The following is a 13,850-nucleotide window of genomic DNA, read 5'->3' on the forward strand; positions in this document are numbered from 1 at the left end:
GCTCCCTTGTCTGAGATTTGCAACAACCTCATTCTGGCACACTGATGCCGTAGGGGGCCGTCCACCCCATCAACCACAGGGAGACGTTTGGCGAAGACCGGCAGTTCGGGACTCACACCGGCTGCCCATCGAGAGATCTCGCGGTATGGGTCCCGACCTTCGCCGGGACGACAGTCTCTGGTTGTCCTTTTGCACCGCATCACAGAGCGGTGAGGACGCGTAACAGCGCCGCCTCTCCCTCCGTCCTTTGGACATCGACCCCAAAACAAGACGGAGAACGATCATGACACTTTGGCGCAGCCTTTTCGTCGCCGCGAGCCTGCTGGCGGCCCCTCTCAGCCTCGCTCACGCACAGACCCCGCAAACCGTGAAGGCCAGGAACGTCGTGCTGGTGCATGGCGCATGGGCCGACGGATCGAGCTGGTCGGAGGTGATCCCGATCCTCCAGGCAGCGGGCCTTCACGTGACCGCCGTGCAAAATCCGCTGTCGTCGCTTGCAGACTCCGTCGAGGCGACCAAGCGCGCACTGGCGGAGCAGGACGGTCCGACCGTGCTGGTCGCGCATTCCTGGGGCGGCACCGTGATCAGCCAGGTCGGCACCGATCCCAAGGTCACCGGCCTCGTCTATGTCGCCGCACGCGCGCCCGACGCGAACGAGGATTTCGTCGCGCTGTCGAAGCAGTTTCCGACCGGCCCGGTGCGCGCCGGCATCGTCGAACGCGACGGCTACACCAAGCTCTCGGAAGACGCCTTCCTGAAATATTTCGCCAATGGCGTGAAGCCGGAGCAGGCCAAAGAGCTCTATGCCGTGCAATGGCCGACCGCGGCCTCGATCTTCGCCGGCCGCACCACCGAAGCTGCATGGCACGCCAAGCCGAGCTGGTACGCGGTGTCGAAGAACGACGACACCATCAATCCCGATCTCGAGCGCTTCCTCGCCAAGCGCATGAACGCAACGACGATCGAGCTCGATGCCGGCCACCTCTCGCTGGTGTCGCATCCGAAGGAAGTGGCGAACCTGATCCTGGAAGCTGCGGGGTATGGGCGAAGCTGAGCGGCGATTGTGCGAATGCAAAAAAGGCGCCCGGAATTTTCGGGCGCCTTTTTGTCTTGCTCAGCTCTTCCCCACGTCGTCCCGGCGAAGGCCGGGACCCATACCCCCAGGGAGAAGTTTGGCGAAGATTCTGAGTTCGGTACTCCCACCACGCCCAATCGATAGACCTCGCGGTATGGGCCCCGGCCTTCGCCGGGACGACACCGTGAGTTTGACTAGCGCCGTCGCATCACGCGAGCAGCTTGCTAGTCCAGCCCCTGCGCGGCCGGCATGTCCTGCGTCGGCAGAATCGGGGGGCCGGCTTCGCCTGCCCCACTGTCGGCGTCGCGGCTTGCGGCGCGACGTCGGCGGGCTTGGCCTGCACGGCCGCCGTCTGCTGCGCAGGCTGTACCGCAGGCTCGGCCGGCTTCACGGCTGCGACCGACGTTTCGCCGCGCGGAGGAGCCGCCTTCGGCAGCGGCACGGTGCGACTGGCGACACGCGGGATCGGGGCTGGCGGGCGCGGCGGGCCGCTGCGGACCACGGTCGGCGGCGGCAGCGCGCTTTGCGGGCCGTAAGGGGCGACCGCACGCTCCTCATAGGTGGGCGCCATGCCATAGGCGTCGGCGGCGGGCATGAAACGCAGGATTCGTCCGTCGCGGGCGTCGATCACCAGCCGGCCGTCGTCGCCACGGCGGTCGATCACCGCGATGGTGTAGACGCTGCCGCGCAGGCGCGGGATGCCGAGCGGCGAGAAGCCGTTGTCGCGCAGCACCGCATAGACTTCGGTGGCCGGCAGCAGCGCCGGCGCCGGACCGCGTTCCTCATAGCCATAGCCATACCGCGGCGGTGGAGGCGGCGCGGCGTCCGGCGGCGCATAGGGCCTGTCGAAATCCGACACCGCGATCATAGCCCCTCCCGCAATACCGTTCGCTGGAACTTGCGCCTCTGCCGCGGTCACGGCCAGCGCCAGCGCGGCGGCGGGCACACATCCTGTGAAAAACTTCATGGTCGACACGCTCCTGTCAGGCCCCGGGTGGATCGCGCTCTTTCGCTTCTTGCGGCGTGGCGCGCCTTCCGAAGGGTCGATCCGAAGCTTCATTCGGGATTCCGGCGTCGGCGGGGCCGGATCAGGGCGCGTTTGCTTCAAAACCGGGGCCGCGCACCGTGCGGAAAGCGGAGATTGACACTCTGGGAATCGGGACTTTCGCGCGCTTGTGTGATAGACAAAAATTTGGCAAGGTGATGGTTACGACAGGAAAGCTGTCTCAATTTTGCTTGCGGTTCCGGCATAGGGATTGCACCGAAAGTCGGTGCTTCCGAGCACCAAGAAGGCAACAGGCAAAGCCGTTCTCGGGGACGTAGAACGCCTTGGCCTGAATTTAAGAAAATGCGGCTCGCAGCGGACGAGCGGTGACCCAGAGGCGGGTGCCGCGGAACGCCCAAGGTGCGCCGAAGATGGCGGTGAGGCAGCTTGCCGCATGGAGAGGACGAGGACATGAACGGGTCGCAATTCGAGCGCGCAAACATCGTGGCAGAAGAACTGTCGGCGACGGTCGCCTCGAAAACGACTGATCCGATTCAGGAGCACAATTCGCGCCCGCCGGCCGAAGGCCTCTACGATCCGAGCCTGGAGAAGGATTCCTGCGGCGTCGGCTTCATCGCCAACATCAAGGGCAAGAAGTCGCGCGAGATCGTCTCGGACGCGCTGAGCATCCTCTGCAACCTCGAGCATCGCGGCGCCGTCGGCGCCGATCCGCGCGCCGGTGACGGCGCCGGCATCCTGGTGCAGATCCCGCACGCGTTCTTCAGCCGCAAGGCCAAGGAGCTCGGCTTCGCGCTGCCGCAACCCGGCGAATACGCCATCGGCGCGCTGTTCATGCCGCGCGACACCGCCTGGCGCAACGTCATCAAGAGCATCATCGCCGACCAGATCAAGGAAGAGGGCCTGACCCTGCTCGGCTGGCGCGACGTGCCGACCGACAATTCCTCGCTCGGCGTCACCGTGAAGCCGACCGAGCCCGCCTGCATGCAGGTGTTCATCGGCCGCAACGGCACCGCCAAGACCGAGGACGATTTCGAGCGCCGGCTCTACATCCTGCGCAAGTCGATCTCGCAGGCGATCTACCAGCGCCGCGACCGGGGCCTTGCGGGCTATTACCCCTGCTCGATGTCCTGCCGCACCGTGATCTACAAGGGCATGTTCCTCGCCGACCAGCTCGGCAAGTACTATCCCGACCTGCACGAGGCGGACTTCGAGAGCGCGCTGGCGCTGGTGCATCAGCGCTTCTCGACCAACACCTTCCCGGCCTGGTCGCTGGCGCATCCCTACCGCATGATCGCGCATAACGGCGAGATCAACACGCTGCGCGGCAACACCAACTGGATGGCTGCGCGCCAGGCCTCGGTGAGCTCCGTGCTCTACGGCAAGGACATCAACCGGCTCTGGCCGATCTCCTACGAAGGCCAGTCGGACACCGCCTGCTTCGACAACGCGCTCGAATTCCTGGTGCAGGGTGGCTATTCGCTGCCGCACGCCGTCATGATGATGATTCCGGAGGCGTGGGCCGGCAATCCGCTGATGGATGAGACGCGCCGCGCCTTCTACGAATATCACGCCGCGCTGATGGAGCCGTGGGACGGCCCCGCCGCGATCGCCTTCACCGACGGCCGCCAGATCGGCGCCACGCTCGACCGCAACGGATTGCGGCCGGCGCGCTATCTCGTGACCAAGGACGACCGCATCGTGATGGCGTCCGAGATGGGCGTGCTGACGATTCCCGAGGACCAGATCATCACCAAGTGGCGTCTGCAGCCCGGCAAGATGCTGCTGGTCGATCTCGAGCAGGGCCGCCTGATCCCCGACGACGAGATCAAGGCCGATCTCGCCAAGAGCCATCCCTACAAGGAGTGGCTGGAGCGGACCCAGATCGTGCTGGAAGAGCTGCCGAAGGTTCCGACCACCGGCGTGCGCTCCAACCTGTCGCTGCTCGATCGCCAGCAGGCGTTCGGCTACAGCCAGGAAGACATCACCATCCTGATGACGCCGATGGCGGCCACCGGCGAGGAAGCCGCGGGCTCGATGGGCAACGACACGCCGATCTCGGCACTGTCGGACAAGGCCAAGCCGCTGTTCACCTACTTCAAGCAGAACTTCGCGCAGGTCACCAACCCGCCGATCGACCCGATCCGCGAGGAGCTGGTGATGAGCCTCGTCTCCATCATCGGGCCGCGGCCGAACCTGTTCGACCTGCAGGGCATGGCCACCACCAAGCGCCTCGAAGCGCGCCAACCGATTCTGACCGACGCGGATCTGGAAAAGATCCGCTCGATCTCGGAAGTGGCTGAATCGCACTTCAAGTCGCGCACGCTGGACACCACCTTCCACGCCGGTCTCGGCGCGGCCGGCATGGACCAGGTGCTCGACGAGCTCTGCGCGCGCGCGGAAAGCGCGGTGCGCGAGGGCGTCAACATCATCATCCTGTCCGACCGCATGGTCGGCACCGACCGGGTGCCGATCCCGGCACTGCTCGCCTGCGCCGCCGTGCATCATCATCTGATCCGCGTCGGACTGCGCACCTCGGTCGGTCTCGTCGTCGAATCCGGCGAGCCGCGTGAAGTGCATCATTTCGCGTGCCTTGCCGGCTACGGCGCGGAAGCGATCAATCCTTACCTCGCGTTCGAGACCATCATCGCGATGAAGGACCGCCTGCCCAGCTCGCTCGACGACTACGAGATCGTCAAGCGCTACATCAAGTCGATCGGCAAGGGCCTGCTGAAGGTGATGTCCAAGATGGGCATCTCGACCTACCAGTCCTATTGCGGCGCGCAGATCTTCGACGCGGTCGGCCTCAAGGCGGACTTCGTCGGAAAGTTCTTCGCCGGCACGCATACCCGCGTCGAGGGCGTCGGTCTCGCCGAGATCGCGGAAGAGGCCGTGCGTCGCCATGCCGACGCGTTCGGCGAGGCGCTGGTCTACAAGACCGCGCTCGACGTCGGCGGCGAATATGCCTATCGCAGCCGCGGCGAGGACCATGCCTGGACCGCCGAGTCGGTCGGGTTGCTTCAGCACGCCGCGCGCGGCAATTCGCTGGAGCGCTATCGCGCCTTCGCCAAGATCCTCAACGAGCAGTCGGAGCGCCTGTTGACGCTGCGCGGCCTGTTCCGGATCAAGAGCGCCGAGGAAGAGAAGCGCAAGCCGGTGCCGCTCGACCAGGTCGAGCCGGCCAAGGACATCGTCAAGCGTTTCGCAACCGGTGCGATGAGCTTCGGCTCGATCTCGCGCGAGGCGCACACCACGCTCGCCATCGCCATGAACCGGATCGGCGGCAAGTCGAACACCGGTGAAGGCGGCGAGGAAGCCGACCGCTTCAAGCCGATGCCGAACGGCGATTCCATGCGCTCGGCGATCAAGCAGGTCGCCTCGGGCCGCTTCGGCGTCACCACGGAGTATCTCGTCAACTCCGACATGATGCAGATCAAGATGGCGCAGGGCGCCAAGCCCGGCGAAGGCGGCCAGCTGCCCGGCCACAAGGTCGACGCGACCATCGCCAAGGTCCGGCACTCGACGCCGGGCGTCGGCCTGATCTCGCCGCCGCCGCACCACGACATCTACTCGATCGAGGACCTGGCGCAGCTCATCTACGACCTCAAGAACGTCAACCCGACGGGCGACGTCTCGGTCAAGCTCGTCTCCGAGATCGGCGTCGGCACGGTGGCCGCGGGCGTTGCCAAGGCGCGCGCCGACCACGTTACGATCGCGGGCTTCGAGGGCGGCACCGGCGCTTCGCCGCTGACCTCGATCAAGCACGCCGGCTCGCCGTGGGAGATCGGCCTTGCCGAAACCCACCAGACGCTGGTGCGCGAGCGGCTGCGCAGCCGCATCGTGGTCCAGGTCGACGGCGGCTTCCGCACCGGCCGTGACGTCGTGATCGGCGCGCTGCTCGGCGCCGACGAGTTCGGCTTCGCCACCGCGCCGCTGATCGCGGCCGGCTGCATCATGATGCGCAAGTGCCATCTCAACACCTGCCCGGTTGGCGTCGCGACCCAGGATCCGGTCCTGCGCAAGCGCTTCACCGGCCAGCCCGAGCACGTGATCAACTACTTCTTCTTCGTCGCGGAAGAGGTCCGGGAGATCATGGCCTCGCTCGGCTTCCGCACCTTCAATGAGATGATCGGCCAGGTTCAGCTGCTCGACCAGACCAAGCTGGTCGCGCACTGGAAGGCCAAGGGCCTCGACTTCTCCAAGCTGTTCGTCAAGCAGAAGGAAGAGAAGGGCCAGAAGATCTATCACTCCGAGCGCCAGAACCACCATCTGGAGGCGGTGCTCGACCGCACGTTGATCGAGAAGGCGACGCCCGCGCTCGACCGCGGCGCGCCGGTGAAGATCGACGCCACGATCAACAGCACCAACCGCTCCGCGGGCGCGATGCTGTCGGGTGCGGTCGCCAAGATCTACGGCCATGCCGGCCTGCCGCATGACACCATCCATGTCAGCCTCAAGGGCACCGCGGGCCAGGCCTTCGGCGCATGGCTCGCCCATGGCGTCACCTTCGAGCTCGAGGGTGAAGGCAACGACTATGTCGGCAAGGGCCTCTCGGGCGGCAAGATCATCGTCAAGCCGCCGAAGAACTCTGCCATCGTGCCGGAAGAGAGCATCATCGTCGGCAACACCGTGATGTACGGCGCGATCCAGGGCGAGTGCTACTTCCGCGGCATCGCCGGCGAACGTTTTGCCGTGCGCAACTCGGGCGCGGTCGCCGTGGTCGAGGGCGCGGGCGATCATTGCTGCGAATACATGACCGGCGGCATCGTGGTCGTGCTCGGCAAGACCGGGCGCAACTTCGCGGCCGGCATGTCGGGCGGCATCGCCTACGTGCTGGACGAGACCGGCGACTTCGACAAGCTGTGCAACATGGCCATGGTCGAGCTCGAGCCGGTGCTGTCGGAAGAGATGATCAATGCCGACACGTATCACGCCAGCGGCGATCTCGAGGCCCATGGCCGGGTCGACGTGTTCAAGAACCTGCTCGCCTCCGACGTCGAGCGGCTGCACGTCCTGATCACGCGTCATGCGAAAGCGACCGGCTCCAAGCGCGCCGCCGACATCCTCGCCAATTGGAAGGACTGGCTGCCCAAATTCCGCAAGGTGATGCCGGTCGAGTACCGGCGTGCGCTGCGCGAACTGGCGGCCAACGCGGACGCCGAGCCGAAAATCGCGATCGGGGCGTAAGCGACAGGCCCTCATGGTGAGGAGCGCGATAGCTGCGCCTCGAACCATGAGCTCACCATCCGGGCCTTCATCCTTCGAGACGCGGCGCGAGGAGTGCGCCGCTCCTCAGGATGAGGAGCAAGAAACAAACGAACTAAAGCGGCAGGACTTCGGGTTTAATGGGCAAGATCACGGGTTTTCTGGAAATCGAACGGCACGACCGCAAGTACACCCCGGTCGCCGAGCGCGTGAAGCATTTCAACGAGTTCGTCGTTCCCTTGACCGAGAAGGAAACGCGCGACCAGGCCGCGCGCTGCATGAATTGCGGCATTCCCTTTTGCCACGGCACCGGCTCGGTCGCGCCCGGCACGCCGGGCTGCCCGGTCAACAACCAGATCCCTGATTTCAACGACCTCGTCTATCAGGGCAACTGGGAAGAGGCCTCGCGCAACCTGCACTCGACCAACAACTTCCCGGAATTCACCGGCCGCATCTGTCCTGCGCCGTGCGAAGCGTCCTGCACGCTCAACATCGACGACAACCCGGTCACCATCAAGACCATCGAATGCGCGATCGTCGACCGCGCCTGGGACAATGGCTGGCTGAAGCCGGAGGTCGCCTCCGTCAAGACCGGCAAGAAGGTCGCGGTGATCGGCTCGGGTCCGGCCGGCATGGCCTGCGCGCAGCAGCTCGCCCGCGCCGGCCACGATGTGCACCTGTTCGAGAAGTACGCCAAGGCCGGCGGCCTGCTGCGCTACGGCATCCCCGACTTCAAGATGGAGAAGGGCATCATCGACCGCCGCGTCAAGCAGATGGAAGGCGAAGGCGTCACCTTCCACTACAACAGCCATGTCGGCGCCGACGGCAATGTCGATCCGCGCGAGATGCTCAACGAGTACGACGCCGTCGCCCTGACCGGCGGCGCCGAAGCCCCGCGCGACCTGCCGATCCCCGGCCGCGATCTCCAAGGCATCCATTACGCCATGGACTTCCTGCCGCAGCAGAACCGCCGCGTCTCCGAGGAGCCGCTGAACGGCGTCACCGAGATCCTCGCCGGCGGCAAGCATGTCGTCGTTATCGGCGGCGGCGACACCGGCTCGGACTGCATCGGCACCTCGCTGCGCCAGGGCGCGCTCTCCGTGACCCAGCTCGAGATCATGCCCGCCCCGCCCGAGCGCGAGAACAAGGGCCTGACCTGGCCGAACTGGCCGCTGAAGATGCGCACGTCCTCCAGCCAGGCCGAAGGCGCCGTCCGCGAATACGCCGTGCTGACCCAAAAGTTCACCGGCGAGAACGGCCAGGTCAAGAAGCTGCACTGCATCCGCGTCGACGACAAGTTCAAGCCGATCGCCGGCACCGAGTTCGAGCTCGACGCCGAGCTCGTCCTTCTCGCCATGGGCTTCGTCCATCCCGTGCATGAGGGCCTCTTGAAGCTGCTCTCGGTCGAGCTCGACCCGCGCGGCAACGTCAAGGCCAACACCTTGGACTACCAGACCTCGCGCCCGAACGTGTTCACCGCCGGCGACATGCGCCGCGGTCAGTCGCTGGTGGTGTGGGCGATCCGCGAGGGCCGGCTCTGCGCCCGGTCGATCGACACGTTCCTGATGGGGAAGACGGATCTGCCGCGCTAGCCGCGGCTCGTTCCGCCGCCAGATTTACAAACGGTGTCATCGCCCGCCTTGTGCGCACTTGCGCACTGGAGCGGGCGATCCAGTATTCCAGAGACATCAAACGTATACGGATAAGCCGCGGCGTACTGGATGCCCCGGTCAAGCCGGGGCATGACAGCTGAGCGGGTAGCGACGACAGCGCATCAAGGCGCGCCTCATCGCTAATTCTGCAACCTCACCCCCAGCATCACCACCGTCCCCTGCGAGCTAGACCCCGCCTGGTTCGAGTCCAGGATGTCGTGGCGCAGCGTGCCCTTGATCCAGATGTTGCGGTTGAGCTTGTAGATCAGATTGCCTTCGAGCGAGTAGGTCTTGTCGTTGCGGTTCTGGCCCTGGTAGTCGAGCGTGCCGTAGGTGAACTTGCCGACGGCGGTGAGCCAGCGGCGGAAGTCGTGATCGACCTCGGCGGAATAGGTGCGGACCAGCACGCCGGAGGAGCCGGCGACCGTGGTCTCCGCGATCTGCGTGTCGGTGACGAATTTCACCGTGGTGAGGCCGCTGGCGTTCCAGATCAGCGAGCCCGAGGTGAGGAAGCCCGAGAGCTGGCTGAGGCGCGGATCGACATAGTTGCGCGCGGAATAGCCGACCGAGACCTCGCCGGTGAGGATGCGCGAGAACTCGAAGGACGTGCCGACCTTGCCATAGCCGCCGTTTGAATCGCGAAAGTAGCCGCTGCGGTCGGCGGCCTGGTCGTGCACGCGGGTGTCGCCCTGGATCTCGACGAACGGCTTCAGGCCCGGCTTCAGCTCGTAGGAAAAGCGGCCGACGCCGCCATACTGACTGAAGTCGCGATCATTGTTGCTGAAGGTCGAGCCGTCGGTGAGCTTGGAGTCGGTGTAGGCGGTGCGATCCACGGTGGCGCCGGCCGCGACCTGGAAGCGGTTGAAGGTCTGGTCGAAGCCGACGGTCGTGCCATAGGTGGCGTAGACGGGATATTTCTGGAGGCCGGCCTGCACGTTGGGGCTGCCGGGATTGTCGGTGGCGAGCCGCAGGCGCAGCTGCGAGGTCAGCTTGAGGTCGCGGTCAACGTCGATGCGGCCGTCGACATGACCGGTGAAGTCGGGGCGGTCGATCTCGACCGGCGAGGGCGAGGGAAAGCCGTCGATCGTCGCCGGCATGTTGTTGGTGTAGCCCGAGAACGAGCCGCGCAAATCGGCGACCAGCGCGTGGCGCTCCCAGTCGGACACCACGAGGAGGTCGGGCGCGACGACATAGACCGGCGAGCCGATCGGCTTGTTCAGACGCGCCGGGTTGGTGTCATAGCCGGCGGAGAGCTCGAGCCCGCCCTTTATCAGGAAGCTGCCGGCATAATCGCCGACCGCACCGAACGGATCCTCGTCCGGCTTGAGGCGGCGGCGCAGCGGCTGGCCGGGCACGTTGCCGGCCATCGCCGGCGGCACCGGCACCTTGTGCGCGGTCTCGGACGGCGGCGACGCGATGCGCGGCGGGCCGAGCGTCCTGTCCGGCGTTGCCGGCGGCACCGGCGAGCCGGGCCCGACCGGGCGCTTCGGCTTCGGCTGCCCGGGATAGAGCTTGGGCTGCTGCCGCTTGCGGTTGAGCGAGTCGTAACCCGAGCCGCTGGCGCCGTTGGCGGCTGGCAGACCGTAGGTCGGGACCTGGCCGACGCGCGAGGTCGCCGGCGCCTGCTGGCGCTTGCGCGGATCGGCGCTGGGATCGGGCAGCGCCGGCAGCGCGTCCGTAGGTGCCTGCGGTACGCCCGCCGTGCGGCGCGTGGGCAACGTGTCGGGCGCGGCGAAACCGCCGCGGTTGGGATTGAACAGGTCGGGCGTGAGGCTCTGGGCGGCCACTGGGCCGCTTTGCAGGGCCGTCAGCGCAAGACACGGCAAGGCCGCGCGCAGGAAATGCGCGCGTTTGCTCCGGCCCGTGCCTGGAGACGACCCCACGATGGAATTACCCCAACGAAATCAAACACTTTCGCGATAGCCTCCGCCGGCTGGCAGAAACCATCGTTAATGGAGTTAAAACAATTATGGTTAATGACCCGTTGAGGGTCGGGGCGGCCGCGTCGCCTCATACGCCGAGGCGTGCTAAAGCAGGCGCCAATGGGCCATCGCCCCTCCTCCCTGGACCTGAACATGCCGAGTTCGAAACCGCTGATGACCCAATCATCCGGCCCCATTCCTACAAGTGTCGAATCCGCGCTCCGCACGCTGGAGACCGAGAGCGGCGGCATCAACGCGCTCGCCGCCGCGCTGCGCGGCCCGCTGGGTGCGGCCTTCGCCAAGGCGGTCGACCTGATCCGGCAGGCCAAGGGCCGCGTCATCGTCACCGGGCTCGGCAAGTCAGGCCATATGGGCCGCAAGATCGCGGCGACGCTGGCCTCGACCGGCACACCCGCCTTCTTCGTTCACACCGCTGAAGCCGGCCATGGCGACCTCGGCATGATCACCACCGACGACGTCATCATGGCGCTGTCCTGGTCCGGCGAGCAGCCGGAGATGAAGAACCTCGTGAACTATTCGGCGCGCTTTGCGATCCCCATGATCGCGGTGACGTCGAACGCGGCGTCCTCGCTCGGACAGGCCGCCGACCTCGTGATCGAGCTGCCGAAGGCACGCGAGGCCTGCCCGCACAATCTGGCACCGACCACCTCGACCCTGATGCAGGCCGCGATCGGCGATGCGCTCGCGATCGCGCTGCTGGAAGGCCGCGGCTTCACGGCGCTCGAGTTCGCGCATTTCCACCCCGGCGGCAAGCTCGGCGCGATGCTGAAATTCGTCCGCGACTACATGCGCACCGGCGCGGAGATCCCGGTCAAGCCGCTCGGCACCGAGATGTCGGAGGCCGTGGTCGAGATGTCGGCCAAGGGCCTCGGCTGCGTCTGCATCGTCAATGACGCGAATGAGGCGGTCGGCATCATCACCGACGGCGATCTGCGCCGCCACATGCGGCCCGACCTGCTGACGGTCACGGTCGACGACATCATGACCAGGCAGCCCAAGACCGTGCCGCCCTCGATGCTCGCCACCGAGATGATCGAGGTGCTGAACACCCGCAAGATCACGACGCTGCTGGTGACCGAAGCGGACAAGGTCGTGGGCATCGTGCACCTGCACGATCTGCTGCGGGCGGGTGTGGCGTAGCGCGCGCCATTTCCTATCGTCATTCCGGGGCGCGCCACTTGGCGCGAGCCCGGAATCCATTCATCTCCGAGGTTGCTGCCCGATGGATTCCGGGCTCGCGACTTCGTCGCGCCCCGGAATGACGGGGAGAGTGTGGCGCGCCCCTCTCTCCTCCGTCATTGCGAGCGCAGCGAAGCAATCCAGACTGCCTCCGCGGAAAGACTCTGGATTGCTTCGCTGCGCTCGCAATGACGGCGGTTAGAGCGGTGCCGGAAACCGCGCCGCCTTCTCCTCCAGCGGCAGCCTCAAGCCGTTCGCCAGATACGACACCGTGCGATAGACGCCGCACAGCAGCATGACCTCCAGGATCTGCGCCTCGTCGTAATGCGCCGCGAGCGCGGCGAATTCCGCATCGGTGAACGTCGCGTGGTGATGCAGCGCGTCGACGGCTGCGATCAGCGCCTGCTCGCCCGGTGACCAGCACGGCGACGTCGCATCGCCCTCTACGGTGGCGCGGACCTCGTCCTCGGTCAGGCGCGCCGGGCCGGCAAAGACCGCGACATGCACGCCCCATTCATATTCGCATTTGTTCAGCGCGCAGGTGCGGTCGATGACGATCTCGCGTTCACGCAACGACAGCGGCCCGGGATCGAGCAGGCCGCCGGCGCGGAACTTGTCCCAGGCGCGGCTGTGGCCCGCCATCACCCGGAACAGCAGCAGCGGCGGCGCGCCGCGCATGATGCGGTCGAATTGCGCCTGGATCTCCGGGGGATAAGGCGGCGCGAGCGGCGCAATGCGCGGTGTGGCCTGGGACATCGGCCGTCTCCATTGCTACAATTATCGTAGCACGACGCTACATTATCTGTAGCAATATGCAAGAGGGCGACGATGGCGAAACAGGCCGGCTCGACAACACGCAGCGTCCGCGGTTCACGCACGGGACGGCCGATCATGGCGCTGCTCGACCTGCTCGGCCGGCGCTGGACCTTGCGGATCCTGTGGGAGTTGCGCGACGCCCCCCTCACCTCCCGCGGCTTGCGCACCGCCTGCGACGAAGCTTCGCCGACAGTGCTACAGGCGCGGCTGGACGATTTGCGCGAGGCGGGGTTCGTGGAGCTCGGCGAAGGCGGAGGCTATGGGCTGACGCCGCTCGGGCGGGACCTGTGCGGGACGTTCATGCCGCTGCACAGGTTTGCGGAGAGATGGAGGAGGTAGGACGTCTCTTACCCTCCCCTGGAGGGGGAGGGTCGGCTCACATGGAGCGTAGCGAAATGTGAGACGGGGTGGGGTGACAGTCTCTCCACGGAAGCGGTGCCCGAGTGGAGAGATCACCCCACCCCGCTCGCGCTGCGCGCGATCGACCCTCCCCCTCCAGGGGAGGGTAAGAGCGGCTACGCCACCGCCACCGTCAGATTCACGCCGTCCACCCGCACCACCTTCACGCGCGTCCCGGCCGGCGTATCGGGACCTGCGACGCGCCAGACCGTGTCGCCGATGCGCATGGTGCCGTTGCCGTCGATGATCGGCTTCTCCAGCGTGAACTCGCGGCCGAGCAGCGCCTCGGTGCGCTTGTTGAGGAAGGGGCTCGCGCTCGCATCCGGATTCGGCCGCGAGAGACGGCGCCACACCGGCACCGCGGCAGCGGCGAAGATCGCGAACATCACCAGCTGCACCTGCCAGGACACGGCAACGGCGAACGAGATCAGCCCGACCAGCAGCGCGGCGAGCCCGAGCCAGAACAGGAATACGCCCGGCGCCAGCACCTCCAGCCCCATCAGGATGAAGCCGAAGATCAGCCAGTTCCAGGTGCCGAGCGATACGAACATGTCGGTCATGACACGACCTCTCTCAAT

8 protein-coding genes and 1 pseudogene are annotated in these 13,850 nt (G+C 66.2%); 5 read left to right on the forward strand and 4 right to left on the reverse strand.

The window, feature by feature from the left end:
- Positions 1-283: 283 nt before the first annotated feature.
- A complete protein-coding gene (locus XI09_RS28285; RefSeq protein WP_271569755.1) occupies positions 284-1,054 on the forward strand; it encodes an alpha/beta fold hydrolase in 771 nt (256 codons plus the stop codon).
- A gap of 245 nt (positions 1,055-1,299) precedes the next feature.
- On the opposite strand, the pseudogene XI09_RS28290 reads toward XI09_RS28285, so the two are convergent.
- Positions 1,300-2,042, reverse strand: a pseudogene (locus XI09_RS28290) (hypothetical protein).
- A 489-nt stretch (positions 2,043-2,531) separates the two neighbouring features.
- On the opposite strand from XI09_RS28290, the gene gltB reads away from it, so the two are divergent.
- Positions 2,532-7,265, forward strand: a complete 4,734-nt coding sequence (gene gltB, locus XI09_RS28295) for a glutamate synthase large subunit (protein ID WP_271569756.1) — start codon at positions 2,532-2,534, stop codon at positions 7,263-7,265.
- 158 nt (positions 7,266-7,423) lie between these two features.
- Positions 7,424-8,875 carry a glutamate synthase subunit beta gene (locus XI09_RS28300; protein WP_271569757.1) on the forward strand — a complete coding sequence of 484 codons (1,452 nt, stop codon included), beginning with the start codon at positions 7,424-7,426 and terminating at the stop codon, positions 8,873-8,875.
- 200 nt (positions 8,876-9,075) lie between these two features.
- Here XI09_RS28300 and XI09_RS28305 read toward each other — a convergent pair whose 3' ends face one another.
- Entirely contained in the window at positions 9,076-10,818 is a 1,743-nt protein-coding gene (locus XI09_RS28305) for an outer membrane beta-barrel protein (RefSeq protein ID WP_271569758.1), read from the reverse strand.
- 192 nt (positions 10,819-11,010) lie between these two features.
- Between XI09_RS28305 and XI09_RS28310 the strand changes: the two genes are divergently transcribed.
- Positions 11,011-12,018 (forward strand): KpsF/GutQ family sugar-phosphate isomerase, encoded by a 1,008-nt coding sequence (locus XI09_RS28310; RefSeq protein ID WP_271569759.1) that lies wholly within the window; start codon positions 11,011-11,013, stop codon positions 12,016-12,018.
- A gap of 237 nt (positions 12,019-12,255) precedes the next feature.
- On the opposite strand, the gene XI09_RS28315 is transcribed toward XI09_RS28310, so the two are convergent.
- On the reverse strand, positions 12,256-12,813 hold the full coding sequence (locus XI09_RS28315; RefSeq protein WP_271569760.1) for a carboxymuconolactone decarboxylase family protein: 558 nt from the start codon (positions 12,811-12,813) through the stop codon (positions 12,256-12,258).
- A gap of 72 nt (positions 12,814-12,885) precedes the next feature.
- Here XI09_RS28315 and XI09_RS28320 point away from each other — a divergent pair, with 72 nt between their 5' ends.
- Positions 12,886-13,212, forward strand: coding sequence for a winged helix-turn-helix transcriptional regulator (locus XI09_RS28320; protein ID WP_271569761.1), 327 nt, complete (start codon positions 12,886-12,888; stop codon positions 13,210-13,212).
- A gap of 176 nt (positions 13,213-13,388) precedes the next feature.
- Here XI09_RS28320 and XI09_RS28325 read toward each other — a convergent pair whose 3' ends face one another.
- Entirely contained in the window at positions 13,389-13,832 is a 444-nt protein-coding gene (locus XI09_RS28325) for an NfeD family protein (RefSeq protein ID WP_271569762.1), read from the reverse strand.
- Positions 13,833-13,850: the final 18 nt, after the last annotated feature.

Source organism: Bradyrhizobium sp. CCBAU 11386 (assembly GCF_028128955.1).
Classification (GTDB): Bacteria; Pseudomonadota; Alphaproteobacteria; order Rhizobiales; family Xanthobacteraceae; genus Bradyrhizobium.

What these genes read in the sequence shown, in the direction of transcription:
- XI09_RS28285 (WP_271569755.1), top strand. Translation starts at nt 284, where the DNA reads ATGACACTTTGGCGCAGCCTTTTCGTCGCCGCGAGCCTGCTGGCGGCC.
- gltB (WP_271569756.1), top strand. Translation starts at nt 2,532, where the DNA reads ATGAACGGGTCGCAATTCGAGCGCGCAAACATCGTGGCAGAAGAACTG.
- XI09_RS28300 (WP_271569757.1), top strand. Translation starts at nt 7,424, where the DNA reads ATGGGCAAGATCACGGGTTTTCTGGAAATCGAACGGCACGACCGCAAG.
- XI09_RS28310 (WP_271569759.1), top strand. Translation starts at nt 11,011, where the DNA reads ATGCCGAGTTCGAAACCGCTGATGACCCAATCATCCGGCCCCATTCCT.
- XI09_RS28315 (WP_271569760.1), bottom strand. Translation starts at nt 12,813, where the DNA reads ATGTCCCAGGCCACACCGCGCATTGCGCCGCTCGCGCCGCCTTATCCC.
- XI09_RS28320 (WP_271569761.1), top strand. Translation starts at nt 12,886, where the DNA reads ATGGCGAAACAGGCCGGCTCGACAACACGCAGCGTCCGCGGTTCACGC.
- XI09_RS28325 (WP_271569762.1), bottom strand. Translation starts at nt 13,832, where the DNA reads ATGACCGACATGTTCGTATCGCTCGGCACCTGGAACTGGCTGATCTTC.